This is a genomic window from Actinokineospora sp. UV203, assembly GCF_056323665.1.
The window spans coordinates 2,476,352-2,501,895 of the sequence record NZ_CM150484.1 but is presented as its reverse complement, the minus strand read 5'-3'; the positions used below and the strand labels follow the sequence as shown (position 1 = coordinate 2,501,895).

The following is a 25,544-nucleotide window of genomic DNA, read 5'->3' as shown; positions in this document are numbered from 1 at the left end:
GACAGAACCGAACTCAGGCCCCCAGCCTGCCCTGAAGCTGTGGATAACTCACGGCCGTCGTCGCCGGAGTCTCCCCCCTCCGAGCGCAGTCCGCGACCGACAGCGCCGCTGCCAGGGCGTGCCGGTAGAGCGCGGACCCGGTGCTGATTCGCGCGATACCCGGCGTTGTCTCCAGTCCCGGCTGCCATAGGACGTTGAGGGGAAGCCCGACCTGCTCGGCGACCGCCGCGATCTCGCTCGGATCGGACAGCCCTGGGACGAACACGCCGGAGGCGCCCGCGTCCCGGTACGCGAGCAACCGGGGGATCGTCTCGTCCCGGCGCCCGTCGTCGAGCCAGTAGGTGTCGGTCCGCGCGTTGATGAACAGACCCGGGGCGGCGTCCGCCACCGCGCGGATGATCGCGGCGTGCACCTCGACGGGCCGCGTCCCGTCCTCCAGGTTGATTCCCGCCACGTCGAGGTCGGCCAGCTCGACGGCGAGGGCCGCGACCGCGTCCGGGTCGTCGGAGTAGCCGCCTTCGAGGTCGACGGTCAGCGGCACGGTCAGCCTGCCGACCAGCGCCCGGGCCAGGCCCATCGTGAGGTCGGGGCTGGTGTTGGTGCCGTCCGGCAGGCCCGCCGCCGCGGTCACGCCCAGGCTCGTCGTGCCGACCGCGGCGAAGCCCGCGTCGGCCAGCAGCAGCCCGGAGGCGACATCCCAGGCGTTCGGGAGGATGAGCGGGCTCGGGCCGTGATGCAGGTCGGCGAAGGTCATCGGGTCCTCACGATCAATCGGGCGGGCAGGCGCATGTTCGGCCGTGATTCGTATTCGACATTCACGATGGTGACCTCGCCGAGCGCGTCCAGCACGCCGTGAGCCAGGGCGGTGGCCAACGCGGATCCGGGGCAGGCGTGTCGGCCCGCGCCGAACGTCCCGGTCTCCGCGAGCGACACCCACAGCGCGCTACCGGCGGGCAGGACAACGCCGCCGATGACCGTGTCCGCGACCGCCCGGCGCTGCGTGCGGTGCACGGGCGCGCTGCGCACGGCTTGCTCGACTCCGCCCTCCAGCACCGCCGCGGCGATGAGTGCCGCCGTGGCGTCGTGGGCTTGGAACAGCACGCTGACAGTGGCCGGGTCGGAGAGCAGCGCCGCCAACGCGAGGAACGCCTCGTCGGACCGTGACTCGCACAGTTCGCGGGTCAGCCGAACGGCCGCGGCGATGTCTTCGACGCCCAACGCGGCGGCCAGCACCGCGACCGGCACATCGAGGGCGATCGGCATGAGGTCGAACTCCCCACGTCGGGTCCCCGTCCGCGCCGCGGCGGCCGATCTCAGACCCGCCACTGCTGGCAGCACGGCTTCGACCTGGGCACGCCGGCACGCGTGGTCCGCGCCGTCGGAGAACCGGGCCATCCGGCCGACCAGCCCGCTCGGCCCCGCGACGCTCAGCGCGTCGAGCGCGACCGCCGCATCAGCGGGCTGGTCGACCAACCAGGTCCCATCCATGGATTTCCGCATGCCGCCACGCTAGGGCGACATTCGTTCGGCGCCCGCCGAACAGTCAGACCCGCACCATCACCTGGTCGAGGTCCTTGCGCACCAGATCCGGGACGACCGCGTCCGCCGCCGGGTACCCGACCGGGATCACCGCGAACGCCTTCTCGTTGCGCGGCCTGTTCAACACCTCGGAGAGGAACCGCATCGGGCTCGGTGTGTGTGTCAGCGCCGCGAGACCCGACAGGTGCAGCGCGGTCAACAGCATCCCCACGGCGATGCCCACCGACTCGTCGACGTAGTAGTGCTTGTGCCGCTTGTCGCCGTCGAGGAAGTACCGCTGCTCGAAGACCACGATCAGGTAGGGCGCGTCGGTCAGGTGCGGCTTGTGCTCGTCGGTGCCCAGCGGACGCAGGGCCGAGAGCCACTCGTCGCCGAGCCTGCCGTCATACGAGATCCGTTCCTCCTCCTCGGCCGCTTCGCGGATGCGCGCGCGAACCTCCGGGTCGGTGACGACCACGAACGTCCACGGCTGCTGATGGGCGCCCGAGGGCGCGGTCGCGGCGACCGCGATCGCGTCGATGATCACTTGCTCCGGGACGGAGTCGGAGGAGAACGAGCGCACGGTCCGCCGCGCCTGCATCTTCTCCCGCATGGACGCGGCCGTGCGCAGCGCCTCATGCGCGCTGATCCGGTCCGGCCGGTAGGGAACGGGGGTGTACGGGAGATCGTGAATCGGAGCCCAAGCCATGCCCCGAGTCTGCCGGTCCGACAGTGTCGGCGGTCATACCGGAAAGGTCATCTAAACCGCGTCATGGATCGGCCCAGGGCTCGTTTCACCAGTGCGCGGCCGCCGCAGGGGAGCGGGCCGCGCCCGGTGGTAACCCCCAGCCCACCGGTCCCCACAGTTGTGCGGCGGCGTCTCCCGAACCCCCCTCGCGAGACGCCGCCCACACATCTCAGGACTTTCCCGATACCTGTCCGTACGCTGATCAGCTATGTCGCGGCGAATCGGGATCATGGGCGGGACGTTCGATCCCATCCACCACGGCCACCTGGTCGCGGCCAGCGAAGTCCAGTCCCGGTTCGACCTCGACGAAGTGATCTTCGTGCCGACCGGCCACCCGTGGCAGAAGAGCGACCGCGAGGTCAGCGCCGCCGAAGACCGCTATCTGATGACTGTCGTCGCCACCGCGTCCAATCCCCGGTTCTCGGTCAGCCGCGTGGACATAGACCGGGCGGGGGTGACATACACCGTCGACACCCTGCGCGACCTGCGCGCGAAATACCCCGATGACGAGCTGTTCTTCATCACCGGCGCCGACGCGATGCAGCAGATCCTGTCCTGGCGCGACGCGGAAGAGCTGTTCCGCCTCGCGCACTTCGTGGGGGTCACGCGACCCGGCTACCACCTTGCGGACACCCACCTGCCGTCCGGCTCGGTCAGCCTCATCGAGGTCCCCGCCATGGCCATCTCGTCGACCGACTGCCGCACACGCGTGGCCGACGGCGAGCCGGTCTGGTACCTCGTGCCCGACGGGGTAGTGCAGTACATCTCGAAACGCCACCTCTACGTCGCGGAGGCCTGAGCGCCTCCAGGTACCCTCGACGGGTTGTAGTACCCGTTGACACTTGAGGGAGAAACGTGACAGCCACGCACGCCGCACGCGAGTTGGCACTGGTCGCGGCCACCGCGGCCGCGGACAAGAAGGCCGGCGACGTGATCGTGCTGGACGTGTCCGACCAGCTCGTCATCACCGACTGCTTCGTGATCGCCTCCGCGGCGAACGAACGCCAGGTCGGCGCGATCGTCGAGAACATCGAGGAGAAGATGCGCGAGGCGGGCACCAAACCCGTCCGCCGCGAGGGCGCCCGCGAGGGCCGCTGGGTGCTGCTCGACTTCGTCGACGTCGTCGTGCACGTCCAGCACACCGAGGAGCGGGTCTTCTACGGTCTCGAGGGGCTGTGGAAGGACTGCCCGCGGATCGAATTCGACGCGGCCCCACCCGCCGACGAGGACGGGGACACGTGAGTCTGCGGACTCTCGTGCTCTGGCGGCACGGAGAGACCGATTACAACGCCTCCGGCCGGATGCAAGGCCATCTCGACTCACATCTGACCGAGGTGGGGTGGAACCAGGCCCGGTTCGCGGTCCCCGCGCTGGCCCGGTTCTCCCCGGACATCGTCGTCGCCTCCGACCTCCGCCGCGCCACCGACACCGCCACGGTGTTCAGCGAGGCCACGGGCGTTCCGCTGCGGATCGACAAGCGGCTGCGGGAGACCAACCTCGGCCTCTGGCAGGGCAAGACCAGCGTCGAGGTCGACGACGGCTGGCCGGGCGTGCGCAGGCGCTGGCAGACCGACGCGACGGTCACCCCGCCCGGTGGTGAGAGCCGGGTCGAGGTGGCCGCCCGCGCCGCCGAGGTCGTCGCCGAACTCGACACCGGCGCCGAGGAGACGGCCGTCCTGTGCGCGCATGGCGGCCTGATCACGGCGCTGACCGGCGGGCTGCTCGACCTCCCCGTGGCCAACTGGTCTCAACTCGGTGGCATCAGCAACTGTCACTGGACGGTCCTCGCGCGCCGAGAGACCAGCGGCCTGTCCTGGCGCCTGATCGCGTACAACGCGGGCATCACCGGATAGCCGTGCCCACCGTGCTGATGTTCGGCGACTCGCTGAGCTTCCACGGCCCGGATGGCCCCCATCCGGCCGACGATCCGCGCCTCTGGCCCAATGTGGCCGCCGCGGCCATCGGTGGCCACACCGAACTCTTCGCAGGCTTCGGCTGGACCGCGCGAGACGCCTACTGGTCTCTTACCGGCGATCCTCGTGTGTGGACGCAACTGCCGAAGGCCGACGTGCTGGTCCTGGCGGTCGGCGGCATGGACACCCTGCCGTCGCCGCTGCCGACCTACCTGCGCCAGGGCATCCGCTACCTGCGGCCCGACGGCCTGCGCCGCGGCGTGCGCAAGGGGTACAGCGCCGCCCAGCCCATTCTCGCGCGCCTCACCAGGGGACGGCCGGTGGCGCTTCCCCCCGCGCTGACCGTCCGCTACCTGGACATGATCGTCGTGGCGATCCGGTCCTTGCGGCCCGACCTCCCGGTGATCGCCCTGCTGCCCGGGTACCACCGCGCTCCGTCTTATGGCTTCGTCCACACCGGCCGCGATCTCGCGGTTCGCGCGATGCGGGAGTGGGCTGAGGAAGCCGGGGTGAGCCTGCTCGACTCGGCTGAGCTCGTCGGGGCGCACGTGCTGGAGGGCCACGGCAACCCGGACGGCATGCATTGGGGCTGGTCCGGGCACGCCGACGTGGGCAAGGCCCTGGGCGCGCTCGTCGCGTCGCTGGTCGAGCCGAACTCGCACTGAGCGTTTCGCCCAGTCGGCGTAGCGCCGCGCAGTGGTTGTCGTAGGTTCGGGCGGTCCGTCCGATTAGGCTCCCGTGTCGTGCCGTTCGCCGTTGTCACCGACTCGACCGCCTACCTCCCTGAGGGTTTCGCGGACCGGCACGCGGTCCATGTCGTGCCGCTGTTCGTGCACATCGACGACAACGAGGGCCGCGACGGCATCGACATCGGGCCCGCCGAACTCACCGCCGCGCTCAAGGACCACCGCGTGGTCACCACGTCCAGACCGAGCCCCGCCGAGTTCGCCGCCGAATACCGCAGGCTGCTCGACGAAGGGGCGGACGGCGTGCTGTCGGTCCACCTGTCCAGCGAACTCTCCGGGACGTGGGAATCGGCGCGCCTCGCCGCCGAGGAGGTCGACCCGGACCGCGTCCGCGTCGTCGACTCCCGCACCACGGCGATGGGCCTGGGCTTCGCCGCCCTGCGCGCCGCCGCCGTCGCCGCGGAAGGCGGCGACGGAGCCGCGGTCGAGGCCGCCGCGGTCGAGGCCGCCGCGCACACGAAGAGCTTCATGTTCGTCGAGACCCTCGACTACCTCCGCCGCGGTGGCCGGATCGGGGCCGCGGCGGCCTTCCTGGGGACCGCGCTGTCGGTCAAACCGATCCTGCACGTCCACGACGGCCAGATCGTCCCGCTGGAGAAGGTCAGGACGACCAGCCGAGCCCTCGCGCGTCTGGTCGACCTCGCCGCCGAGGCCGCTGGGGACCAGCCGGTGCAACTCGCCGTCCACCACCTCGCCGCGCCCGACCGCGCCGCCGAACTCGCCGCCCGGCTCGACGAGCGAATCGGCTCGTCATCGGGGTGCGTGGTCTCCGAACTCGGCGCGGTCATCGGCGCCCACACCGGCCCCGGCGTGCTCGGTGTCGTGATCTGTCCCGGTCGGCTGTAACCGCCCAACATCGCACACGAGCCCGACAATCCGGCCCGCCGCGGGCGGTTCATCCACACCCTCCGGCGTGCTGTCCACAGCTCGACCGCGGGGTCTGCCGCAGCCGAGCCCGCGTCCCTAACGTCGACTCCATGTTCGCCACCAAGCAATCCCGCACCGCCCACATCGACGACGTCCTGCACCGCCTCACCGCGGCCGCCGACCGACCATGGGACACACCCGCCGCCGGAGCCGACTATCGCGTCGTCTCCGCCGATCCGGAACCTGCCGAGAACCCCACACCCCGGCATCGCCGCGCGGCCCCAGAGCGGTGGCGTGCGGGCAGGGTCGGCCGCCTGATCACCCGCTGGACCAGCACGGAGGGCACGCCTTGGTGGCGCCCACCCGCCATCCGCGATTTCAGTCCGGGCGAGCGCCCACCCCGGCGTTTCCCGATCGCGATGATGATCGCCGCCGTGCTCATCGCCGGGGTGATCAGCGCCTTCGTCGCGTTCTCGGGCGGCCCCAAGGCCGAAGTGCCACCCGAGCTCCCGGTGGCCGCCGCTGTCGACCGGGTGAGCAGCCCGGCGAAGCCGGGGGTAGTGGTCGACGTGGTCGGCAAGGTCGTCCAGCCTGGCCTGCGGACCCTGCCGGAGGGATCGCGGGTCGCCGATGCCCTCCAGGCAGGCGGCGGCACGCTGCCGGGGACCGACGTGACCGCGCTCAACCTCGCCCGGCGGCTGGTCGACGGCGAGCAGATCCACGTCGGAGTCCCGATTCCGCCCGCCGCCTCGGCCCAGCTGACGCAACCGGGACCGATCGACCTGAACACGGCCTCACCCATCCAACTCGACACGCTTCCCGGCGTCGGGTCCATCACCGCCCAGCGGATCGTGGAATGGCGCACGAAACACGGCCGGTTCACCAAGGTCGACCAGCTTCGGGAGGTGGACGGAATCGGTCCGGCCAAATACGAATCCCTGCGCGAACTCGTCACCGTCAGGTAGCGGGGGAGCCGATCCGATGCTGCCGTCGCCTGTCCGTCCACACGCGACACACGACTGGAGGCTGATCTTCGCGGCGGTCGCACTGTGGCTCAGTGCCGCGCTGGGCTTGTTGGTCCACTGGGTGTGCGCGGTCGTCGGCGGCGGCGTGATGCTCTTGGCGGCCATCGCGATCCTGATGACGGTCCCGAGCACAAGGCGTCAGGTCTCTCCTGCCGGAGCGCCGGTGTCCTCGCTGTGCGGGTGGCCGGTCCGGCAGGCGGCGTGGCCTCTGTTGCTCTGCGGGGTGCTCGCTTTGTGGCCGGTGGCGGGACAGATCCGGGACGCGGCGACCGATCCCTTGCACGAGCCGGCCGCCCGAGGTCAGGGGGTGGTGCTCCAGGTCGAGGTGCGGGAGCGGCCGAAGCCGGTACGCACGGCGGGATTCGGCGGGATGCAGCCGGGAATCGGGTCTGTGGTCATCCCCGCGACGGTTGTCGGCGCCGAGGGTATCGACAGCCACGCGCGGGTGTTGATCGTTGCCCCAGTCGAACCGTGGTCACACCTGCTGCCCGGCCAGACCCTCACCGCCCGGGGAACACTCGCCCCTGCCGCGTCCGGTCAGCTGACGGTGGCGGTCCTGCGGGTGCGTGGTCCGCCGACGTCGGTCGGCGCGGCGCCCGGGTGGCAGCAGACCGCCGATTCGCTGCGGGCCGGACTGCGGCGGGCGGCTGGTGTGCTCGACGCGGAGGCCGCAGGCTTGCTGCCCGCGCTCATCGTCGGCGACACCGACGGGCTCTCACCGACCGTGGTCGACGAGTTCCGGGTGGCCGGGCTGTCCCACCTGCTCGCCGTGAGCGGGGCGAACTTGGCGATCGTGTGCCTGACGATCCTGTTCCTCCTGCGGGCGGTGCGGGCGGGCCCGTACGGCTCAGCGGCAGGCGCGCTGCTCGGACTCGTCGGGTTCGTGATCCTGGCCGGACCGGAACCGAGCGTCCTGCGCGCCGGTGTCATGGGCGCGGTCGGCCTGCTGGCCCTCGCGCTGGGCCGCGACCGGTCGGCGCTGCCCGCGCTCGGAACGGCCGTGATCGTCTTGGTCGCGGTCGACCCGGGGATGGCCACCGCGTTCGGTTTCGTGCTGTCGGTGCTGGCCACGGGTGCCCTCGTCCTGCTGGCGCCACGTTGGGCGGACGCGCTGGCCCGGCGGCGGGTGCCGCGAGGGTTGGCCGAAGCCCTCGCCGTGCCCGCGGCGGCGCATGTGGTGACGGCACCGGTGGTGGCGGGGATGAGTGGCCAGCTCAGCCTGATCGCGGTCGCCGCCAACCTGGTGGTCGCGCCGGTCATCGCCCCGGCGACGGTGCTCGGTGTGCTCGCGGCCGTGGTGATGCCGGTGTGGCCGTGGGCGGCGCACTGGTGTGTCCGACTGGCAGGCCCGGAACTGGACTGGGTGATCACGGTCGCCAGGCACGCGGCGGACTTCCCCGGTGCGGCGGTGGCGTGGCCGGACGGCTGGTGGGGTGGCGCCCTGCTGGTGGTCGTCGTGGTGGCGACCGCCGTGGCGTGGCGTTCCCGGCTGGGCCGTTCGGTGCTGGCCTTGGCGCTGGTGGCGGTCTTGGTCGTGGTGGTCCCGGTCCGCGTCCTCGCGCCCGGCTGGCCACCGGCGGACTGGGCGGCCGTCGCCTGCGATGTGGGCCAGGGAGACGCCATCGCGCTGGCGGCGGGGGAGTCCGACCGCGCGGTCGTGGTCGACACCGGTCCGGAAGCGGGCCCGGTCGACGACTGCCTCGACCGGCTCGGGGTCACGCGGGTGCCGCTCGTGATCTTGAGCCACCTCCACGCCGACCACGTCGGGGGCCTGGCGGGTGTCCTCGCGGGACGGTCGGTCGGCGCCATCGCAGTCGGGTCGGGCCGAACCCCGGACTGGGCGTGGCGACAAGTGCGCCGTGAAGCCGAGCAGGCGGGGGTGCCGGTGGTCGACTTGGCGGGCGGTCAACGCCTGAGCTGGCCTTCGCTGACTATCGAAGTGTTGTCCCACAACAGAAAGGAGAGAGCTGACGACGAGACCACCGGCACCGCGATCAACAACCGCTCACTGGTGTTCCGTGCGTCCACGACGGCTGGACGAGTCCTGCTGACCGGCGACATCGAACTGGCCGCGCAAGCCGACCTGATCGCGTCCGAAGTGGATATTTCGGCTGATGTCGTGAAGGTGCCACATCATGGTTCTCGTACGACTTCGCCGGAATTCCTGGCGGCGGTGGGGGCTCGGGTCGCGTTGGTGAGCGTTGGCGCTCGGAATCGGTATGGGCATCCCAGTCCGCGAACGATGGATGTATTGCGGGACTTGGGGACTCTTGTGGCGCGTACCGATGGTGATGGTGACAGTGCGGTGGTGCCGGGGCCGGGGATTCGGCGGCGGGGTGCTCGTGGACCGCCTGTGCTGCCATGTGTTGTGGCTCGGCGGTCTCGTTGCTGGGTGCTTGTTCGGGTGGTTCGCCTTGATTCGGGGACCCCTCGAAATGGGGCTGTGCGGGTGAAGAGGCGGGGGAACCCACCCGCACCGTGAGTTTAGCTCCATTTCCGCCGAATCAAGGCGAACCACCCAAAACTGGCCGTTGGGTTCTGCCCCATGCGTTTCGGAGGTGGTGGCGATTGATCGGGCAGGCGTTTCGGAGGTGGTGGCGATCGGTCGGGCAGGCGTTTCAGCGTGGCGGCGATCGGTCGGGCAGGCTGTGGGATCGGTCCGTCCGTCACCATCGCGCGCGCAAGTGCTTGTTCGGGTGCATGCCGAGGTTCCCCTCGACGGTTCGCTGAGGGGAGCGGTGATCACGGTCAGTGGAGCCTTGCTCTGGGGATCGAGCTAGCGGGTCGTCGATCCCCAGAGCAAACGGGTCACCTACGGGATAGGGCCTCGCGCACGGCGGCGGCTGAGGGGGGGACTGTGGCGAGGGGGCCGATCTTGTCCTGAACAGCGTCCAGGGTCTTGAGGCCGTCGCCGGTGATGAGCAGGACTGTTTCCGCGTCGGGGTCGAGTTTGCCGTTCTCGACGAGCTTCTTCGCGGTCGCGACGGTCACGCCGCCCGCGGTCTCGGCGAAGATGCCCTCGGTGCGGGCCAGCAGGCGGATGCCCTCGACGACCTCTTCATCGGTCACGTCCTCCACAGCACCGTTGGTGCGGCGGACGGAGTCGAGGACGTACGGGCCGTCGGCGGGGGCGCCGATGGCGAGGGAGCGGGCGATGGTGTCCGGCTTGACCGGCTGGATCACGTCGCTGCCCGCCTTGTAGGCCGTCGACACCGGCGAGCAGCCGGTGGCCTGGGCGCCGAAGATGCGGTACGGGGTGGCCTCGACCAAGCCGAGGTCGCCGAACTCGCGGAACGCCTTGTCGACCTTGGTGAGCTGCGAGCCGGAGGCGACCGGGATCACGACCTGCCCGGGAAGCCGCCAGCCGAGCTGTTCGGCGACCTCGTAGCCGAGGGTCTTGGAACCCTCGGCGTAGTACGGGCGGACATTGACGTTGACGAACGCCCAGTCCTCGTGTTCGGCGGCCAGTTCGGTGGCGAGCCGGTTGACGTCGTCGTAGTTGCCGTCGACGGCGATCAGGGCGCCGTCGTACACGGCGGTGGTGAGGATCTTGGCGCGCTCGAGAGAGGAGGGAATGAGGACGACGGAATCCCAGCCCGCGCGGGCCGCTGCCGCGGCGACGGCGTTGGCCAGGTTGCCGGTCGACGGGCACGCGAGCACGGAGAAGCCGAGCTGGCGGGCGGCGGCGAGGGCGACGGCGACCACGCGGTCCTTGAAGGAGTGCGTGGGGTTGCCGGTGTCGTCCTTGACCCAGAGGTTCTTGATGCCGAGCGCGGCGCCGAGGCGGTCGGCCTTGACCAGGCGCGTCATGCCGGGCTCGGTGTTGGGGTGGGCGTCGACATCGGCGGGCACGGGGAGCAGCCCGCGGTAGCGCCAGATGGACTGGGGACCCGCTTCGATGTCCGCACGAGTGATCTTGCCGAACTCGTAGGACACCTCAAGCGGGCCGAAACACTCGGCACAGGCGAATTCCGCGGCGAGCGGGATCTGGTGGCCGCACTCGCGACACGACAGAGCGCGCGCGGAACCAAGGTCGAGGGTGGTGGGACGCTGGGCGTCGACTGCCGATGTCATCGCGAGGTATCTCCTCATCTATCCCGCAAGCGGGTCGGAATTGGCACCGTGATCGCGCACACGTCTCCCCTGAGGAAGACATGGCTCACGCCGGTTGCCGGGGCTTCTTCGGGCCGATCCCTCTGCCCCTCTGGATGAGCGGTATTCAGTTATGGCGGCGACGCTACGGCACCGTGTCCGGCAGGTGCCACCGAGCGTCCAGTATCCGAGAGTGGTTGCGCGCCCGCGGGTGTCGTCCATACATGGCAGGATTCCCAGCGTGAACTCGCCCGCGGTCACCCCGGCACCTCTGCAACTCGCGCTGGGGGAGGAGGAATTGCTGGTCGAGCGCGCGATCCGCGCCGCACTCGACTCGGCTCGCCTCGCCGACCCGTCGGCCGACCTCACCCGGGTGCGCGTGGCTGAACTCACATCCCCTGAGCTGGCCGAACTGGTCTCGCCGTCACTGTTCGCCGAAGCCCGGGTGATCGTCATCGACGCCGCGCACGAGGCCACCCAGGACATCGCGACGGTGATCATCTCGTATGTGAGGAACCCCGCCGATGGCATCGTGTTCGTCGTCGTCCACAACGGCGGCGGGCGCAAAGCGGGCAAGGACATCGTCGCCGCGATGCGCAAGGCAGGAGCGGTCGTCACCGAGTGCGCCAAGATCACCAAGCCCGCCGAGCGGGAAGCGTTCGTCCGCAATGAGATCCGCCGGGCGGGCGGCAAGACCGACCCGGCCGCCGTCGCGGCCTTGGTGGACTCGGTGGGCTCGGATCTCCGGGAACTCGCCGCCGCCTCCGCGCAGTTGGTGGCGGACACCGCGGGGGCGGTGACGGAGGAGGCGGTCCGGCGGTACCACCGGGGCCGTGCGGACGTGACCGGCTTCGCGGTCGCCGAGAAAGCCGTGACCGGCGACATCCCCGGCGCCCTTGAGGCGCTGCGATGGGCGATGCACCTCGGGGTGCCGCACGTGCTGGTGGCAGACGCCCTCGCCGACGCCGTCCGAACTGTCGCGCGGGTGGCCGGGGCGGGGCGGGCTGATCCGTTCCGGTTGGCCGGTGAGCTGGGAATGCCCGCGTGGAAGGTGAAGAAGGCCCTGGCCCAGAGCCGCGGGTGGAAACAAGCCGGACTGGTCGAGGCGATGCGGGTGGTCGCCGAGGTCAACGCCGACGTGAAGGGCGTGGCCGCCGACGCCGACTACGCCCTGGAGCGGGCCGTCCTCCGGCTCGCCAAGGCGCATCGTCGGGAGTGAGCTGAAACTCCCCCCTCCTGGCCAGGGAAGCCGGGGATGAAGAGCGAAGTGGATACCCCAGCTGGGTGTTGGCCGTCGAGTTACTCAGTCACCGGCTTGGGGGCTCGGCTGGCGAGGATTTCGTCGCGGCGGGCCAACCGGTTCTTGCGGCGGATCTCGGCCTCGACGCCGCGGCGTTCGTCTTCTGGGGTTTCGGGCAGTACCGCGGGCACTGCCCGGGGGTTGCCGTCGCCGTCCACCGCGACGAAGACCAGGTAGGCCGTGGCCACCCTCGTCGGTGGGACGCCTGCGCGGTCCCACGGTTCGGCCAGGACGCGCACCCCCACCTCCATGGAGGACCGGCCCGCCCAGTTGACCTGCGCGTGGGCGTGGACCAAATCGCCGACTCGGACCGGGTGCAGGAAAGTCATGCCGTCCATGGCGGCGGTGACCGCCGGGCCGCCGGAGTGGCGTTGGGCGACCGCCCCGGCGACGTCGTCGACGAGTTTCATGATGACGCCGCCATGCACCGTGCCCAGGAGGTTCGTGTCCAGCGCGGTCATGATGTGCGACAGCGACGTGCGGGCCGCGGAGGTGGGTTTCGGGTCGAGATCCATGGGCGAAGTGTGCCCCAGACGCCGACGGCGTCGCCGACCAGTGAGCGAGAAGGCTTGGGCAGGCCGAGTGTGCCCTCAGACGCCGACAGCGCCGCCCACCTGTGAGGTGGACGGCGCCGTCGAGAAGGCTTGGGTCAGCCGAGCTTGTTGACCGCCATGGCCATCGCCGACTTCTTGTTGGCGGCCTGGTTGGCGTGGATGACGCCCTTGCCCGCGGCCTTGTCCAGCTTGCGGCTGGCGTCCTGCAGCAGCTCCTGGGCCTTGGCCTTGTCGCCTGCCTCGGTCGCCTCACGGAACTTGCGGACCGCGGTCTTGACCGAGGACTTGACGGACTTGTTGCGCTGGCGCGCCTTCTCGTTCGTCTTGATGCGCTTCATCTGGGACTTGATGTTGGCCATGCGTAACTCCTCGAGTCAAAACGCGGATTGCGTGCCGCTGTCTTCATGTGGCCCTGCTTGCGCAGGTCTCCTCCAGGGCGGAGTGCCGTACGGCGCGTCGAGCAAGGTTAACAGGCCTGGTCCTGGGCTCGTCCGCCTCCCCGGAATTTTGACGATTGGTCACCCGCGGCTGTGATGAGTGCGGATTGGTGGTGGCCGTGGTCGGGTGTCGTCACGGTCCCCTTAGGTGGCGGTTGATAGCGCGGCCGGTTTGTCAGCAGGGCTGGTTCAGGCACTGTCCCTTGGTGGGCGGCCTCGCCGGGGGAGGCCGCCCGCCGCGTCGGGCAGTCGCCCGGCCTCGGCGAGGGCCCGGCGGAGCATGAACTCGATCTGCGCGTTGGTGCTGCGCAGCTCGTCGTTCGCCCACCGGGCCACCGCGTCGTGCACGGCCGGGTCCAACCGCAGGAGGACCTTCTTGCGCTCGGCCATCAGTGGTAGAGCGACCCGGCGTTCACCACGGGCTGGGCCTCGCGGTCACTGCACAGCACGACCATCAGGTTGCTGACCATCGCCGCCTTGCGCTCCTCGTCGAGGTCGACCACGTCGTTCTCGGCGAGCCGGGCCAACGCCATCTCCACCATGCCGACCGCTCCCTCGACGATCCGTGTGCGGGCCGCGACCACCGCGCCCGCCTGCTGCCTGCGCAGCATCGCCTGTGCGATCTCCGGCGCGTACGCCAGGTGCGTGATGCGCGATTCGATGACGTGCACCCCCGCCGCCTCGACCCGGGCGGCGATCTCCGCGGAGAGCTGCCGGGTGATCTCGTCGGCGTTGTCCCGCAGCGACATCGCGTCCTCGCCGTGGACGTCATACGGGAACGTGTTGGCGATGTGCCGGACCGCGGTCTCGGTCTGGATGGCGACGAAGGCGATGAAGTCGTCGACCTCGAACACCGCGCGGGCGGTGTCCTCGACCTTCCAGACCACCACGGCGGCGATCTCGATCGGGTTGCCGTCGGCGTCGTTGACCTTCATGACCGCGGTCTCGTGGTTGCGGATCCTGGTCGACACCTTGCGCCGGGTGGTGAACGGGTTCACCCAGCGCAGGCCGTCGAGCCGGACCGTGCCCGTGTAGCGGCCGAGGAACTGCAGCACCCGGGCCTCGTTGGGCGCCACCATGGTGAGCCCGGCCCCCGCGAGCCCGGCGGCGATGACGGCGACGGCGCCCAGGACGATCGCCCCCGCCGCGACCGGCGTGCTGATGTCCACGCTGTCCGCGAGCCCCCCGATGCCGACGCCGATCAGTCCCAGCCCGGCGACCGCCAGCACGAACGCCGCGCCCGCCAGCGGCAGCCCCGCCGAGCCGAACGCCTCCTTCTCGCGCACGCGCGGCGACGGCAGCACTGGGCGCTCGAAGTCCTGTGGTGTGGTCATAGCGTCCTCCCCTGGATATCTATTGCTAAGCAAAGTGATATCACTTTTTCGGGCAGCATGTCCAGTCACCGCCAGCCGTAGCGCTCCCGCAGGGCGGCGGCGACCAGGGCGAACCGGTCCGCATCGAGGATCGAGCCCTCGCGGCGGATGTCGTCCTCACCGAGGTCGAAGAGCCGGTCCAGCCGCAGATACGACACCCGGGCGTCGCGGTCCCAGCTGCCGGAGCCGACCTCGAGCCAGTAGTCGCGCTCGCGATCGTGGGGAGTTTTGCTCGACAGCATCAGCGCCCGCAGGTGCGATCCCTGCCGTCCGACGACCAGCAGCGGCCGGTCCTTGCCGCGGTCCGGATCGTCCTCATAGGGCACCCAGGCCCAGACGATCTCGCCCGGATCCGCGTTCCCGTCGAGATCCGGGGCGTAGTCGATGGTGGCGGGACGGTCGGTGGACGCCTCCCGGACCGCGCCGCGCGCGGGTCGGGGATCATCAGAGGAAGCTCGCACGGGTCGCGAGCGTAGTCGCGGGCGAGCCGGAATCCCGGTAGGACTTGTGGTGTGGAGTTCCTGACGAGCCGCGTGATCATCCATCCGCGTGACCCCGAGCGGTCCATGGTCTTCTACCGCGACGTCCTCGGCCTCGCGATCTTCCGCGAGTTCCCCGGCGGCACGGTGTTCTTTCTCGGCGGCGGCCAGTTGGAGGTCTCGTCGAAGGGGTCCGAGCCCGCGTCGCCCGACCTCGCGCTGTGGCTGCAGGTGCGCGACCTCGCGGGCGCCGTCGCCGAACTCCGCGAGCGCGGCGCCGAGTTCACCCGCGAGCCGCGGCTGGAGCCGTGGGGCCTGCACGAGGCCTGGCTCGCCGATCCGGACGGCGTCCGGATCGTCCTGGTGCAGGTTCCGCCCGAGCACCCCATGCGGCGGGACCCCCGGGCGCCGTGACCGCCGGGGACGTCATCAACCCGTAAGGACTTCCAAGGGCCGTCGTGCGCGATGATTCGGGTCCGACGACGTGGAGGTTTTTCAATGCGCCGCCCTGCCCTGGTGCTCGCCGCCCTTCTCCTGCTGGCGGGGTGCGGTAGCGCGCCCGCTCCGGCCGGTGAGCCCGGCACGACCGCTCCGCCTGCCACGTCCGCGACCTCGGCGGTAGCCCCCACGACAGAGTCGAGCCCAACCCCCAGCGCGGTCCCGGAGAAGCTCCAGTTCACCGCCTTGACCGTCGACGGCAAGGACTTCCGCGGCGACTCGCTCGCGGGCAAGCCCGCAGTGCTGTGGTTCTGGGCTCCTTGGTGCCCCAACTGCCAGCGTGAGGCGGCGGGACTCGCCGAGGTCGCCAAGGCGAACGAAGGCAAGGTCACCTTCGTCGGCGTCGCCGCGCAGGACCGGCTCGAGGCCATGCGCGACTTCGTCCAGAAGCGCGGCGTCGGCGGCTTCACCCACCTCGCCGACACCGAGGCCGCCCTGTGGCAGCGCTTCGGCGTGACCTACCAGCCGTCGTACGCCTTCATCGCCGCCGACGGGACCATCGAGACGCAGACCAGGCAGCTCAGCAAGGACGCCCTCGCCGCCAAGGTCGCGGGCCTCGCGGGCTGATGGGTGACCTGGGGCTCGCGCTCGTCGCGGGCATGCTGGCCACGGTCAACCCGTGCGGGTTCGCGATGCTGCCCGGCTATCTGGCGCTCGTCGGCGGCGCCAAGGTCGGCCGGGCGCTGGCCGCCGCCGCGCTGATGACCGTGGGGTTCATCGCGGTCTTCGGGATCTTCGGCCTGCTCAGCGCGCCGTTCGCGGCGACGCTGCAGCAGTACCTGCCGGTCGTCACCGTGGTGATCGGCGCCGCGCTGGTCGTCGCCGGGGCCGTGCTGCTGTCCGGGCGCGACCTGCCGCTGCCGATCCCCAAGCCCAGCCGCGGCGCGCCGAGCACCCGGATCGTGTCCATGATCGGCTACGGCGTGGCGTACGCGGTCGCGTCGCTGTCGTGCGCGGTCGGGCCGTTCCTCGCGGTCGCGGGCATCGCTCTTCGCGGGGGCAGCGTCATCCCGTTCGTCGTCTACGGCCTGGGGATGGGCCTGGTCGTCGCGGTGCTGGCGGTGGCGGCGTCGATGACGTCACTGGTGCGCCGGATGCTCCCGTACGTCAACCGGGTCGGCGGGGTGCTGCTCGTGGTCACCGGCCTCTACGTCGGCTACTACGGGATCTACGAGCTGCGGCTGTTCCACGGCGACGGCGACCCGGCCGATCCGGTGGTCGAGGCGGCCTCGGAAGTGCAGGGTTGGCTGGTCGGAGTCCTCGACGACCTCGGTCCGGTGCCTTTGGTGGCGGCGCTGGTGGTGCTCACGGTGGGTGCCGTTCTCGTCGCACAGCGGCGCCGGAAAGCGCCGGATCAGTCGTGACGTAGGGGCATGGGACGATGTACGCATCCATTGACCATGCGAGGACCTGAGTGGCTACGTTCGCTGACAAGACCTTCACGACACCGGCACTGATCCGGAACTTCTGCATCATCGCGCACATCGACCACGGCAAGTCCACGCTGGCCGACCGCATGCTGCAGATCACCGGCGTCGTCGAGGCCCGGGACATGCGCGCGCAGTACCTCGACCGGATGGACATCGAGCGCGAACGCGGTATCACGATCAAGGCGCAGAACGTGCGCCTGCCGTGGGTCGTCGACGACACCGAGCATGTCCTGCACATGATCGACACGCCCGGCCACGTCGACTTCACCTACGAGGTCTCCCGCGCGCTAGACGCCTGCGAGGGCGCCGTCCTGCTGGTCGACGCGGCGCAGGGAATCGAGGCGCAGACGCTGGCCAACCTCTACATGGCGCTCGACCGCGACCTGACGATCATCCCGGTGCTCAACAAGATCGACCTGCCCGCCGCGGACCCGGACAAGTACGCCGCCGAGATCGCGCACATCATCGGGTGCGAGCCCGACGACGTGCTGCGGGTCTCCGCGAAGACCGGCTTCGGCGTGAAGGAGCTGCTCGACGAGGTCGTCAAGATGGTCCCCGCGCCAGTCGGCAACTCCGACGCACCGGCCCGCGCGATGATCTTCGACTCGGTCTACGACACCTACCGCGGCGTGGTCACCTACATCCGCGTGGTCGACGGCAAGATCACCCCGCGCGAGCGGATCAAGATGATGTCCACCGGCGCCACACACGAGCTGCTGGAAGTCGGCATCATCTCCCCGGAGCCCAAGCCCAGCGTGGGCCTCGGCGTCGGCGAGGTCGGCTACCTGATCACCGGTGTGAAGGACGTCCGCCAGTCGCGAGTCGGCGACACCGTGACCTCGGAGCGCAAGGGCGCCACCGAGGCGCTCGCCGGCTACCGCGAACCGCGGCCGATGGTCTACTCGGGGCTGTACCCGGTCGACGGCTCGGACTACCCGGACCTGCGTGAGGCCCTCGACAAGCTGCAGCTCAACGACGCCGCGCTCACCTACGAGCCGGAGACCTCCGCCGCGCTCGGGTTCGGCTTCCGCTGCGGCTTCCTCGGCCTGCTGCACCTGGAGATCACCCGCGACCGGCTCGAGCGCGAGTTCGGCCTCGACCTGATCTCGACCGCGCCCAACGTGGTCTACCGGGTCGTGCAGGACGACGGCACCGAGCTGACCGTGACGAACCCGTCGGACTGGCCCACGGGCAAGATCTCCGAGGTCTTCGAGCCGGTCACCAAGTGCACGATCATCGCGCCCAGCGACTACATCGGCGCGATCATGGAGCTGTGCCAGGGCAAGCGCGGCCAGCTCGGCGGCATGGACTACCTGTCCGAGGACCGCGTCGAGCTGCGCTACACGATGCCGCTCGGCGAGATCATCTTCGACTTCTTCGACAACCTGAAGTCCCGCACGCGCGGGTACGCCTCGCTGGACTACGAAAAGTCCGGCGAGCAGGCCTCCGAGCTGGTCAAGGTCGACATCCTGCTGCAGGGCGAGGGCGTCGACGCGTTCAGCGCGATCGTGCACAAGGACTCGGCGTACGGCTACGGCACCCGGATGGTCACCAAGCTGCGCGAGCTCATCCCGCGCCAGCAGTTCGAGGTGCCCATCCAGGCCGCCATCGGCTCCCGGGTGATCGCCCGCGAGACCATCCGCGCCATCCGCAAGGACGTCCTCGCCAAGTGCTACGGCGGTGACATCAGCCGTAAGCGCAAGCTGCTCGAGAAGCAGAAGGAAGGCAAGAAGCGGATGAAGATGGTGGGCCGGGTCGAGGTCCCCCAGGAAGCCTTCGTCGCCGCCTTGTCGACCGACGACTCGGCGACCAAGAAGAAGTAGCTAGACCTCGTAGTCGAACGTGTAGGTGTGGCTGCCGTCCTCGTGGCGGGTGATCACGAACTCGCCGGTCAGCCCGGCGAGTTCGTTGGTCCCCGTCCCGGGCACGACGGTCACCTTCGCCGACTGCTCGTCGGGGGACGCGGTGGCGGCGTGCTGCAGCACGAAGCTGCCCGCCCGGCCGTTCAGGTCGCCGTGGACCCGCTCGATCGCCACGTACGCCCCGGTGCCCGCCTCCGGGTTCTGCGCGCCGATCATGTGCACCTCGCTGGTGCCCACGAGCGCGCCGGAGAACGTCTTGGTCAGCGTGACGTGGCCCAGGTGGGTCCCGCCGTCGTCGTCGTACGGGTCTTCGGCCTTCCACTCGTCGATCACGAACTCGCCGCTGACATGCTCGGACATGCTTCTCCCTGGTGAACTGTCGTGCCTCACCGGCATCATGGCACCCATGACCGACACGCGTGATCCGCTTTCGGCACTGCGCACGCTGTGTCTCGCGATGCCCGAGGCCACCGAGCGGGTCAGCCACGGCGAGCCGACGTGGTTCGTCCGGGACAAGAAGACCTTCTTGACCTACGCCGCCCACCACCACGACGACCGTGTCGCCTTCTGGTGCGCGGCGCCGCCGGGCGTGCAGGAGGAGATGGTCGCCGAGGACCCGGAGCGGTACTTCCGGCCGCCCTACGTGGGGCATCGGGGCTGGCTCGGCGTGTATGTCGACGTCGAGGTCGACTGGGACGAGGTCGCCGAGATCGTCGAGGAGGCCTACCGGATGGTCGCGTCGAAGCGGCTGGTCGCCGAACTCGACGCGCGCGGCTAGGAGGCGCCCAGGAAGGCCAGCGCCGCGGAGTACTTGGCGCGCAGTCGGCGCTGGGTGTGCTCGTCGAGCTTCGCGAGCCGGTCCGGGGAGGTGTTGTCGGCGATGTCGGCGAACTTGACCGCCAGCGCGATCGGGTTCGCCGCGACCCGGGCCAGGTACACCTCCTGGTCCTCGTCGGGCACCTTGCTGATCGCGACGACGGCCGCGACCACCTCAGGCGGACAGCCTCGCGCCGCGAGGTCCTCCGCGGTCACCGCGGTGTCCTCGATGACGTCGTGCAGCACCGCGGTCATCTGCTCGTGCTCGCCGCTGACGTTTTTCATCACCCGCAAGGGATGCCCGATGTAGGGTCGGCCGGACTTGTCGACTTGGCCCTCGTGCGCGTCGCGGGCGATCCGGATGGCGTCATCGACGGTGAACATGCCGAAAATCTAGCCGCCTTCGCTGGAACCGCACGTCGATCACGAACGTCCTGGAGACAACACCGCCTGAGGAGGCCGACGTGGATGAGCCCTGGGGACTGACCGGTCCGGAGTTCATGCAGCTTTACTGGATCGCCGTGGCGGTCGCGGTCGTCGCGGTCATCGTGGCCAAGGTCCGTTCCCGGTCGGTGGCGCAGCCGCGGCCGGGCGACCGGGGTGACCTGAGCCCGTACGACCTCGCCCTGCTCGCCGCGGGCCCGACCCGGGTCGAGCACACCGCGCTGGCGGGCCTGCTTTCCGGCGGCGCGGTCCGGGTCAGCCGCAGCGGCGTCGTCACCCGGGCCGCCGGTGGCCCCGGCCCGGCCGATCCGGTGCAGGACTACGTCTACGCCCGGTACCGCAAGGCGGGCAAGCTGCGTCCGCTCGGCTTCGCGAACAGCCCGCTGGGCAGGCAGATGATCGACACCCTTGCCCAGCGCGGCTTCATCACCTCTATGCACCGGGCGGCGCGGCTGCGGCGGGTGCACTGGCTGTTCCTGGTCATCATCGGCGTCGGTCTCGCCAGGCTGGTCAACGGCCTCCAGTTGGAGCGCCCGATCGAGGACCTCATGGTCGCGCTGTTCGTCACGCTGGGGATCTGGATCGTCGGCCGGATCATCCTGGGCAGGGCCAAGAGCAAGATCGCTCCGCGCGGTCGTGAAGCGCTGAATTATCACCGCACGCATTCGCCGCGGATGGCCGCGGCCGGGGCGATGGTCGGCTTCGCCGTCCTCGGGCCGATCGCGCTCTACGGCCTGACCGCGTTCCCGGACGAGGAACTCAGCGAGATCCTCGCCATGAACACCGCCTCCACCTCCACATCGAGCGACGGCGGCGGGTGCGGCAGCGGCTGCGGGAGCAGCTCCAGCAGTTCGGACAGCTCCAGCGGCAGTGGCAGCAGCTGTTCCAGCGGCAGCAGCTGTGGCGGAGGCGGCGGCTGCGGCGGCTGACCGGCGGCTACTGTCGGAGGGTGTTCGCTGACCTCGAAGTACCGGTGATCATCGCCCCCATGGCCGGTGGGCCCAGCACTCCCGCGCTCGTCGCGGGCGCGGTGGAGGCGGGCGCGTTCGCCTTCCTCGCCGCGGGCTACCTCAGCCCCGAAGCCCTGCGCGAGCAGATCGAAGCCACCCGCGCGCTGACGTCGAAGCCGTTCGGTGTCAACGTGTTCGTGCCCGGCGCGGAGTTCGCGGCGGATCTGGGCGCCTACCGGGATCTCGTGTCGGGAGAAGCCCACCGCCTCGGCGTCGAGCCGGGTGACCCGACCTGGGATGACGACCACTACCCGGCGAAGATCGACTTGTTGGTCGAGCTCCGGGTCCCGTGCGTGTCCTTCACCTTCGGCCTTCCCAGCGCCGAGGACGCCGCGCGCCTGCACGCCGTCGGCGCCACCGTTGTGGCGACGGTCACCACACCCGCCGAAGCGCGCGCCGCTGCTGGCGTGGATGCCTTGTGCGTGCAGGGATCGGCCGCGGGCGCGCACCGCGGCTCGTTCACCTCGGACGCCCCGGCCTACGACCTGCTGCCCCTGCTGCGGCTCATCGCGGCCGAGACGGACTTGCCGCTGATCGCCACCGGCGGCCTCATGCACGGCGCCGACATCGCCGCCGTGCTCGCCTCCGGTGCGGTCGCAGCTCAACTGGGCACGGCGTTCCTGCGGTGCCCGGAGGCCGGAACCCAGCCCGCGCACCGGGAAGCGCTCGCGGCGGGGGAGCGGGAGACCGTAGTCACCCGTGCGTTCAGCGGACGGTCCGCGCGCGGCATGGCCAACAGGTTCATCGCCGAGTACGGCCCGCACGTGCCCGCCGCGTACCCGGAGATCCACCACGTGACCCGCCCGATCCGCACCGCCGCCGCGAAGGCCCGCGACCCGGAGGCCATGGCGCTGTGGGCGGGCCAGGGATACCCGCTCGCGCGGGAAGCGCCGGTCGCCGAGGTGATCAGCACGCTCGCGCGGGAGCTCTCGGCCGCGGTCACCCGATTGGCGCAGCGACACGCGAAATAGCCGGGCGACCATGCTGAATCTGAAGTGGACTGTTGTGCGGTTGCCCACAGAGAGGTCCACGGCGGACACGGTCGGTGTCTAACCTCGGCGTAATCCACTTCGTCGAGGGAGTTCCCCCATGGTTGGACTTCCCACTCTGGGCACGGTCCGGGCCGCCGCCGAGAACGTCGCGCACAAGGCGCTGTTCGGCGGCTTCGCCGACTTCCGGCCGCTGCCGCGCACCGCGGTCGACTCCGGCCGCACCCGGTCGGTGTTCGAGTACCACCTGCCCGAGGGCGTCGAGGCCACCGGCCACCCGACCCTGCTCGTGCCGCCGCTGGCCGTCCCCGACTACTGCTTCGACCTGCGCCGCGGCTGCAGCGTCGTCGAGCACCTGGTCTCGCGGGGCAGGCCGACGTATGTGGTCGAGTACGGCGGCATCGGGTTCGCGGACCGCGGTCTGGGCTTGGAGCACTGGGTCGAAGAGGTACTGCCTGCCGCTGTGCGCGCGGTGCACGAGCGGACGGGCAAGCCGGTCCACGTCGTCGGCTGGTGCCTCGGCGGCATCATGTCGGTGTTGGCCGCGGCCCGCATGGGCGCCTTCCCGATCGCGTCGCTGACCGTGATCGCCAGCCCGTTCGATTTCAAGGCGATCCCTTTGGTAGCCCCACTGCGCCCGTTGATCGAAGCGACTGGTGGATACGCTTTGACGCCGGTGTATCAGGCGTTCGGGTCGATTCCGGCTCCGCTGGTGCGGCGGGCATTTCAGATCAGCGGGCTGGACAAGCAGGTCATGAAGCCGATCTCCATCGCACGCAATCTCGCCGACCGTGACTACCTCGCCCAGATCGAGGCGGTGGACCGGTTCACCGACAACATGGTCGCCTACCCCGGCCGGACTGTCGCGCAGATCTACCACCGGTTCTTCCGCGCCAATGACCTGGCTGAGGGTGCGATCGTGCTCGGTGGGACGCGGGTCGAGATCGGCCGGGTCAAGCAGCCGACGCTGGTGATCGCCGGCCGCGGTGACGCGATCGCGCCGGTGAAATCGGTGCGGAAGCTGACGGAGTTGTTGCCGGAAGCCGCGGAGGTCCGCTTCGAAACGGCACCCGGCGGCCACCTGGGCGTACTGACGGGCCGCGGCGCCCGGCAGGGAACGTGGCCTTTGATCGACGACTTCCAGACCCGCCACGACAGCTGATCCGCGAGTCGCCCCTCCAGGCAACCGAGTCGCCCCTCCAGGCAACCGAGTTCGACATTCGGCGCGGGAGTTCTAGTTCGCAACCAGTGACCTGCGGCGGGTGTTCGCGGCGAAGTTGGTGATCAGGTCGGCCGTCAGCGCGGGGTCGTCGAGCTGCGGGCAGTGACCGCAGTCGTCCAGGATTCGCAGGGTGCTGTGCTCGACGTCCTCATGCAGGCGCCGGCCCGCCTCCACGGCGACCAGGCGGTCGCGGCGGCCCGCGACTACCAGCAACGGGCACCGGATGTCCTGCGGTCGGTAGGCGTCGTGGAGTTCGCTCAGGAGCGTTTGGCCTCGGCCGAGCAGCTCCTTCGCCGAACCGTGGTCGCGGACCAGGGCGGCGAACCGGGCGACCGCGTCGGGGCAGGCCGAGCCGGGTCGGGCGAACAGGATGCGGGGAATCACCGTGGACGCGATCGCGCGGACCGCCAGGCCGGGGACCGGCACCGGGAGCCACGAGTACAGGCGCACCGGCAGCGCGTTGTCGCTCAGGGCACGTAGCAACCATGAGTCGCTGAAGCCGGGGGCGGCGATGGAGATGACGCCCGCCAGCGGCAGCGCCTGGTTCTGCGCGGCGCGGACCGCCGCCGTGCCGCCCATCGAGTTCCCCACGAGCACGACCTGCCCGGACCGGGCCTCCGACGCCACCAGCGCGGCCAGGAAAGCGTCGAGCTGCGGGAGGATCGGGCCCTCCGCCAGGCCGTCGGCCTCGCCGAAGCCGGGCTGGTCGACGGCGACCGCCGACAACCCGCGCGCGGCGAACTCGGCCAGCACGCCACGCCAGGTGTCGGCGGAGTCGCCGAAGCCGTGGAGGAGCACGACGCGGGGGCCGCGGCGGCGGGAGCCGACCGACAGCGCCCGCGTGCGCACTCCGCCATACGTGTGGCGCGTCACCTGAATGGCGTCCGACATAGCGTCAGAATGTAGGCGACGAACGCGAGAAATCCTCGATACGCGCCGGTAACAAAGTGGACACGCCCTAGCCAGTGAAGACGATCTTGCCGGCCGTCTCGCCGTCGAGCATCTGCTGGAAACCGTCCCTGGCCTGCTTGAACGGCATCTCCGCGCCGATCCGCGGCTTGATTCCGGCGGTGTCGCAGAACCGCAGCAGGTCGGCCAGTTCGTCGCGGGTCCCCATGGTCGAGCCGACTACGCGCAGTTGCAGGAAGAACAGCCGCTGCAGGTCGGCGCTCGGGTCCGGGCCGCTGGTGGAGCCGGAGACGACGATGATGCCGCCGGGCTTGAGTGCGCGCATCGAGTGCGACCAGGTGGCCTTGCCGACGGTCTCGAACACGCCGTCGACCTTCTCGGGCAGGCGGGCGCCGGACTCGAACACCGCGTGCGCGCCCAACTCGGTGGCCAGCGCGCGCTTCTCCTCGGTGCGGCCGGTGACCCACACCCGCAGGCCCGCGGCCTTGCCGAGCTCGATCAGGGCCGTCGACACACCGCCGGAGGCGCCCTGCACCAGCATGGTCTGCCCGGGGCGCAGCCCGGACTTCACGAACAGCATCCGGTAGGCGGTCAGCCACGCGGTCCCCATGCAGGCCGCCTCGGCGAAGCTGAGCCCGGCGGGCTTGGGCAGCGCGTTGCGGGCGGGCACGACCACCGTGTCGGCGAAGCTGCCCTGGTGCTTCTCGGTCAGCAGCGTCCGCGTCGGGTCCAGGGTCTCGTCGCCGGTCCACGCCGGATCGCCGATGACCGAGTGCAGCACCACCTCGGTGCCGTCGGCCAGCACCCCGGCGCCGTCGCAGCCGAGGATCATCGGGAACCGCTCGGCCTTGATCCCGACCCCGCGCAGGGTCCACAGGTCGTGCATGTTGAGGCTGGCGGCCTTGACCGAGACGGCGACCCAGCCGTCGGGCACCTCGGGCTCGGGTCGTTCCCCGATCTCCAGGGCGGCTAGCGGGTCATCCGGGCTGGGCGCGGTGGCGTAGACGGCGAACATGGTCGTCAACTTATCCACCGGCGGCGGCCGGTGCCGCGCGGAAGTGGCCAAGGTCTACTGTCGAAGCGTGCTTGACGGGTTGTCGGACTGGTGGAACGACGTGGAGCTGTGGGTCATCCAGCTCCCGTTCGCGGCGCAGTTCACCCTGGTGATGGCCGTGCTGCTGCCGCTTTGCGTGGTGGTGGCCTGGGCCATCGACCGGGTCGTGGACTACGCGTCGGCCCGGTTCGGCACCTCCCGCGACGAACGCCCGCTGGGGTCGCGCGCGGGTCCCGACACGGATTCGTAGGCTGACCG

General features: G+C 70.4%; 30 protein-coding genes and 1 riboswitch. Of the genes, 17 read left to right on the top strand and 13 right to left on the bottom strand.

Annotation, left to right across the window (positions count from 1 at the left end; translation table 11 throughout):
- Nucleotides 1-13: 13 nt before the first annotated feature.
- Genes ACUZ2Y_RS11645 through ACUZ2Y_RS11635 form a run of 3 tightly spaced genes read right to left on the bottom strand, consistent with a single transcriptional unit; the run spans nucleotide 14 to nucleotide 2,227 of the window.
- Entirely contained in the window at nucleotides 14-754 is a 741-nt protein-coding gene (locus ACUZ2Y_RS11645) for an isocitrate lyase/PEP mutase family protein (RefSeq protein ID WP_476329769.1), read from the bottom strand.
- The gene (locus ACUZ2Y_RS11640) at nucleotides 751-1,500 is read right to left on the bottom strand and encodes a hypothetical protein (RefSeq protein ID WP_476329767.1); all 750 of its coding nucleotides are present in this window, start codon (nucleotides 1,498-1,500) and stop codon (nucleotides 751-753) included. The genes ACUZ2Y_RS11645 and ACUZ2Y_RS11640 overlap by 4 nt, the downstream gene beginning before the upstream one ends.
- A 43-nt stretch (nucleotides 1,501-1,543) precedes the next feature.
- Nucleotides 1,544-2,227: a nitroreductase family protein gene (locus tag ACUZ2Y_RS11635; protein WP_476329764.1), complete on the bottom strand. Its 684-nt coding sequence runs from the start codon at nucleotides 2,225-2,227 to the stop codon at nucleotides 1,544-1,546.
- 247 nt (nucleotides 2,228-2,474) lie between these two features.
- On the opposite strand from ACUZ2Y_RS11635, the gene nadD reads away from it, so the two are divergent.
- The 7 genes from nadD (at nucleotide 2,475) to ACUZ2Y_RS11600 (ending at nucleotide 9,299) form a co-directional block, all read left to right on the top strand.
- Entirely contained in the window at nucleotides 2,475-3,065 is a 591-nt protein-coding gene (gene nadD / locus ACUZ2Y_RS11630) for a nicotinate-nucleotide adenylyltransferase (RefSeq protein WP_476329761.1), read from the top strand.
- A 56-nt stretch (nucleotides 3,066-3,121) separates the two neighbouring features.
- On the top strand, nucleotides 3,122-3,508 hold the full coding sequence (gene rsfS, locus ACUZ2Y_RS11625) for a ribosome silencing factor (protein ID WP_476329759.1): 387 nt from the start codon (nucleotides 3,122-3,124) through the stop codon (nucleotides 3,506-3,508).
- Complete coding sequence (locus tag ACUZ2Y_RS11620; protein ID WP_476329756.1) at nucleotides 3,505-4,119, top strand: histidine phosphatase family protein; 615 nt, start codon at nucleotides 3,505-3,507, stop codon at nucleotides 4,117-4,119. Before rsfS ends, ACUZ2Y_RS11620 begins: the two co-directional genes overlap by 4 nt.
- A gap of 2 nt (nucleotides 4,120-4,121) precedes the next feature.
- Nucleotides 4,122-4,844: a diglucosylglycerate octanoyltransferase gene (octT, locus tag ACUZ2Y_RS11615; RefSeq protein ID WP_476329754.1), complete on the top strand. Its 723-nt coding sequence runs from the start codon at nucleotides 4,122-4,124 to the stop codon at nucleotides 4,842-4,844.
- Nucleotides 4,845-4,922: 78 nt separating this feature from the next.
- The gene (locus ACUZ2Y_RS11610) at nucleotides 4,923-5,771 is read left to right on the top strand and encodes a DegV family protein (RefSeq protein WP_476329751.1); all 849 of its coding nucleotides are present in this window, start codon (nucleotides 4,923-4,925) and stop codon (nucleotides 5,769-5,771) included.
- Between the two features lie 131 nt (nucleotides 5,772-5,902).
- A complete protein-coding gene (locus ACUZ2Y_RS11605) occupies nucleotides 5,903-6,757 on the top strand; it encodes a ComEA family DNA-binding protein (protein ID WP_476329748.1) in 855 nt (284 codons plus the stop codon).
- Nucleotides 6,758-6,773: 16 nt separating this feature from the next.
- The gene (locus ACUZ2Y_RS11600; protein ID WP_476329745.1) at nucleotides 6,774-9,299 is read left to right on the top strand and encodes a ComEC/Rec2 family competence protein; all 2,526 of its coding nucleotides are present in this window, start codon (nucleotides 6,774-6,776) and stop codon (nucleotides 9,297-9,299) included.
- Nucleotides 9,300-9,625: 326 nt separating this feature from the next.
- Here the strand turns inward: ACUZ2Y_RS11600 and thrC are convergent, their stop codons facing one another.
- On the bottom strand, nucleotides 9,626-10,891 hold the full coding sequence (gene thrC / locus ACUZ2Y_RS11595; RefSeq protein ID WP_476329743.1) for a threonine synthase: 1,266 nt from the start codon (nucleotides 10,889-10,891) through the stop codon (nucleotides 9,626-9,628).
- An 11-nt stretch (nucleotides 10,892-10,902) separates the two neighbouring features.
- Nucleotides 10,903-11,032, bottom strand: a riboswitch (SAM riboswitch).
- Between the two features lie 118 nt (nucleotides 11,033-11,150).
- Here thrC and holA point away from each other — a divergent pair.
- Nucleotides 11,151-12,128 (top strand): DNA polymerase III subunit delta, encoded by a 978-nt coding sequence (holA, locus tag ACUZ2Y_RS11590; protein ID WP_476329740.1) that lies wholly within the window; start codon nucleotides 11,151-11,153, stop codon nucleotides 12,126-12,128.
- A gap of 80 nt (nucleotides 12,129-12,208) precedes the next feature.
- On the opposite strand, the gene ACUZ2Y_RS11585 is transcribed toward holA, so the two are convergent.
- The 5 genes from ACUZ2Y_RS11585 to ACUZ2Y_RS11565 form a co-directional block, all read right to left on the bottom strand.
- Nucleotides 12,209-12,724 (bottom strand): acyl-CoA thioesterase, encoded by a 516-nt coding sequence (locus ACUZ2Y_RS11585; protein ID WP_476329737.1) that lies wholly within the window; start codon nucleotides 12,722-12,724, stop codon nucleotides 12,209-12,211.
- Nucleotides 12,725-12,858: 134 nt separating this feature from the next.
- Entirely contained in the window at nucleotides 12,859-13,122 is a 264-nt protein-coding gene (gene rpsT / locus ACUZ2Y_RS11580; protein WP_476329734.1) for a 30S ribosomal protein S20, read from the bottom strand.
- Between the two features lie 267 nt (nucleotides 13,123-13,389).
- Nucleotides 13,390-13,590 (bottom strand): type II toxin-antitoxin system antitoxin, encoded by a 201-nt coding sequence (locus ACUZ2Y_RS11575; RefSeq protein ID WP_476329732.1) that lies wholly within the window; start codon nucleotides 13,588-13,590, stop codon nucleotides 13,390-13,392.
- Nucleotides 13,590-14,534: an SPFH domain-containing protein gene (locus ACUZ2Y_RS11570; protein ID WP_476329730.1), complete on the bottom strand. Its 945-nt coding sequence runs from the start codon at nucleotides 14,532-14,534 to the stop codon at nucleotides 13,590-13,592. The genes ACUZ2Y_RS11575 and ACUZ2Y_RS11570 overlap by 1 nt, the downstream gene beginning before the upstream one ends.
- A 65-nt stretch (nucleotides 14,535-14,599) precedes the next feature.
- Nucleotides 14,600-15,034 (bottom strand): type II toxin-antitoxin system PemK/MazF family toxin, encoded by a 435-nt coding sequence (locus ACUZ2Y_RS11565; RefSeq protein ID WP_476329727.1) that lies wholly within the window; start codon nucleotides 15,032-15,034, stop codon nucleotides 14,600-14,602.
- 51 nt (nucleotides 15,035-15,085) lie between these two features.
- On the opposite strand from ACUZ2Y_RS11565, the gene ACUZ2Y_RS11560 reads away from it, so the two are divergent.
- From ACUZ2Y_RS11560 to lepA, 4 genes are all read left to right on the top strand, one after another.
- Nucleotides 15,086-15,466, top strand: coding sequence for a VOC family protein (locus ACUZ2Y_RS11560; RefSeq protein WP_476329724.1), 381 nt, complete (start codon nucleotides 15,086-15,088; stop codon nucleotides 15,464-15,466).
- A gap of 84 nt (nucleotides 15,467-15,550) precedes the next feature.
- Nucleotides 15,551-16,117, top strand: coding sequence for a TlpA family protein disulfide reductase (locus tag ACUZ2Y_RS11555; protein ID WP_476329721.1), 567 nt, complete (start codon nucleotides 15,551-15,553; stop codon nucleotides 16,115-16,117).
- Nucleotides 16,117-16,914, top strand: a complete 798-nt coding sequence (locus tag ACUZ2Y_RS11550) for a cytochrome c biogenesis CcdA family protein (RefSeq protein WP_476329719.1) — start codon at nucleotides 16,117-16,119, stop codon at nucleotides 16,912-16,914. Before ACUZ2Y_RS11555 ends, ACUZ2Y_RS11550 begins: the two co-directional genes overlap by 1 nt.
- Nucleotides 16,915-16,964: 50 nt before the next feature.
- Entirely contained in the window at nucleotides 16,965-18,803 is a 1,839-nt protein-coding gene (gene lepA, locus ACUZ2Y_RS11545; protein ID WP_476329716.1) for a translation elongation factor 4, read from the top strand.
- On the opposite strand, the gene ACUZ2Y_RS11540 is transcribed toward lepA, so the two are convergent.
- Complete coding sequence (locus ACUZ2Y_RS11540; RefSeq protein ID WP_476329713.1) at nucleotides 18,804-19,202, bottom strand: DUF3224 domain-containing protein; 399 nt, start codon at nucleotides 19,200-19,202, stop codon at nucleotides 18,804-18,806. It abuts the gene before it with no gap.
- A 46-nt stretch (nucleotides 19,203-19,248) separates the two neighbouring features.
- Between ACUZ2Y_RS11540 and ACUZ2Y_RS11535 the strand changes: the two genes are divergently transcribed.
- The gene (locus ACUZ2Y_RS11535) at nucleotides 19,249-19,620 is read left to right on the top strand and encodes an MmcQ/YjbR family DNA-binding protein (protein ID WP_476329710.1); all 372 of its coding nucleotides are present in this window, start codon (nucleotides 19,249-19,251) and stop codon (nucleotides 19,618-19,620) included.
- Here ACUZ2Y_RS11535 and ACUZ2Y_RS11530 read toward each other — a convergent pair.
- On the bottom strand, nucleotides 19,617-20,042 hold the full coding sequence (locus tag ACUZ2Y_RS11530) for an HD domain-containing protein (protein WP_476329707.1): 426 nt from the start codon (nucleotides 20,040-20,042) through the stop codon (nucleotides 19,617-19,619). The genes ACUZ2Y_RS11535 and ACUZ2Y_RS11530 overlap by 4 nt on opposite strands.
- Nucleotides 20,043-20,122: 80 nt before the next feature.
- Here ACUZ2Y_RS11530 and ACUZ2Y_RS11525 point away from each other — a divergent pair, with 80 nt between their 5' ends.
- The 3 genes from ACUZ2Y_RS11525 (at nucleotide 20,123) to ACUZ2Y_RS11515 (ending at nucleotide 23,263) form a co-directional block, all read left to right on the top strand.
- Nucleotides 20,123-21,031, top strand: a complete 909-nt coding sequence (locus ACUZ2Y_RS11525; protein ID WP_476329704.1) for a TIGR04222 domain-containing membrane protein — start codon at nucleotides 20,123-20,125, stop codon at nucleotides 21,029-21,031.
- A gap of 20 nt (nucleotides 21,032-21,051) precedes the next feature.
- Nucleotides 21,052-22,083, top strand: a complete 1,032-nt coding sequence (locus ACUZ2Y_RS11520) for an NAD(P)H-dependent flavin oxidoreductase (protein WP_476329702.1) — start codon at nucleotides 21,052-21,054, stop codon at nucleotides 22,081-22,083.
- A gap of 118 nt (nucleotides 22,084-22,201) precedes the next feature.
- Nucleotides 22,202-23,263, top strand: coding sequence for an alpha/beta fold hydrolase (locus ACUZ2Y_RS11515; RefSeq protein ID WP_476329700.1), 1,062 nt, complete (start codon nucleotides 22,202-22,204; stop codon nucleotides 23,261-23,263).
- Nucleotides 23,264-23,335: 72 nt separating this feature from the next.
- Here the strand turns inward: ACUZ2Y_RS11515 and ACUZ2Y_RS11510 are convergent, their stop codons facing one another.
- Both ACUZ2Y_RS11510 and ACUZ2Y_RS11505 read right to left on the bottom strand, forming a co-directional pair.
- A complete protein-coding gene (locus ACUZ2Y_RS11510; RefSeq protein WP_476329698.1) occupies nucleotides 23,336-24,214 on the bottom strand; it encodes an alpha/beta fold hydrolase in 879 nt (292 codons plus the stop codon).
- 67 nt (nucleotides 24,215-24,281) lie between these two features.
- Complete coding sequence (locus ACUZ2Y_RS11505; protein ID WP_476329695.1) at nucleotides 24,282-25,247, bottom strand: zinc-binding dehydrogenase; 966 nt, start codon at nucleotides 25,245-25,247, stop codon at nucleotides 24,282-24,284.
- Between the two features lie 67 nt (nucleotides 25,248-25,314).
- On the opposite strand from ACUZ2Y_RS11505, the gene ACUZ2Y_RS11500 reads away from it, so the two are divergent.
- Nucleotides 25,315-25,536: a hypothetical protein gene (locus ACUZ2Y_RS11500; protein ID WP_476329692.1), complete on the top strand. Its 222-nt coding sequence runs from the start codon at nucleotides 25,315-25,317 to the stop codon at nucleotides 25,534-25,536.
- Nucleotides 25,537-25,544 lie beyond the last annotated feature (8 nt).

Coding starts and splice junctions, on each gene's coding strand:
- ACUZ2Y_RS11515 (WP_476329700.1), top strand. CDS start 22,202: ATGGTTGGACTTCCCACTCTGGGCACGGTCCGGGCCGCCGCCGAGAAC.
- ACUZ2Y_RS11530 (WP_476329707.1), bottom strand. CDS start 20,042: ATGTTCACCGTCGATGACGCCATCCGGATCGCCCGCGACGCGCACGAG.
- ACUZ2Y_RS11540 (WP_476329713.1), bottom strand. CDS start 19,202: ATGTCCGAGCATGTCAGCGGCGAGTTCGTGATCGACGAGTGGAAGGCC.
- ACUZ2Y_RS11640 (WP_476329767.1), bottom strand. CDS start 1,500: ATGCGGAAATCCATGGATGGGACCTGGTTGGTCGACCAGCCCGCTGAT.
- ACUZ2Y_RS11555 (WP_476329721.1), top strand. CDS start 15,551: ATGCGCCGCCCTGCCCTGGTGCTCGCCGCCCTTCTCCTGCTGGCGGGG.
- ACUZ2Y_RS11535 (WP_476329710.1), top strand. CDS start 19,249: ATGACCGACACGCGTGATCCGCTTTCGGCACTGCGCACGCTGTGTCTC.
- ACUZ2Y_RS11505 (WP_476329695.1), bottom strand. CDS start 25,247: ATGTTCGCCGTCTACGCCACCGCGCCCAGCCCGGATGACCCGCTAGCC.
- thrC (WP_476329743.1), bottom strand. CDS start 10,891: ATGACATCGGCAGTCGACGCCCAGCGTCCCACCACCCTCGACCTTGGT.
- nadD (WP_476329761.1), top strand. CDS start 2,475: ATGTCGCGGCGAATCGGGATCATGGGCGGGACGTTCGATCCCATCCAC.
- ACUZ2Y_RS11605 (WP_476329748.1), top strand. CDS start 5,903: ATGTTCGCCACCAAGCAATCCCGCACCGCCCACATCGACGACGTCCTG.
- ACUZ2Y_RS11600 (WP_476329745.1), top strand. CDS start 6,774: ATGCTGCCGTCGCCTGTCCGTCCACACGCGACACACGACTGGAGGCTG.
- rpsT (WP_476329734.1), bottom strand. CDS start 13,122: ATGGCCAACATCAAGTCCCAGATGAAGCGCATCAAGACGAACGAGAAG.
- ACUZ2Y_RS11635 (WP_476329764.1), bottom strand. CDS start 2,227: ATGGCTTGGGCTCCGATTCACGATCTCCCGTACACCCCCGTTCCCTAC.
- ACUZ2Y_RS11645 (WP_476329769.1), bottom strand. CDS start 754: ATGACCTTCGCCGACCTGCATCACGGCCCGAGCCCGCTCATCCTCCCG.
- ACUZ2Y_RS11510 (WP_476329698.1), bottom strand. CDS start 24,214: ATGTCGGACGCCATTCAGGTGACGCGCCACACGTATGGCGGAGTGCGC.
- ACUZ2Y_RS11570 (WP_476329730.1), bottom strand. CDS start 14,534: ATGACCACACCACAGGACTTCGAGCGCCCAGTGCTGCCGTCGCCGCGC.
- ACUZ2Y_RS11585 (WP_476329737.1), bottom strand. CDS start 12,724: ATGGATCTCGACCCGAAACCCACCTCCGCGGCCCGCACGTCGCTGTCG.
- ACUZ2Y_RS11550 (WP_476329719.1), top strand. CDS start 16,117: ATGGGTGACCTGGGGCTCGCGCTCGTCGCGGGCATGCTGGCCACGGTC.
- ACUZ2Y_RS11575 (WP_476329732.1), bottom strand. CDS start 13,590: ATGGCCGAGCGCAAGAAGGTCCTCCTGCGGTTGGACCCGGCCGTGCAC.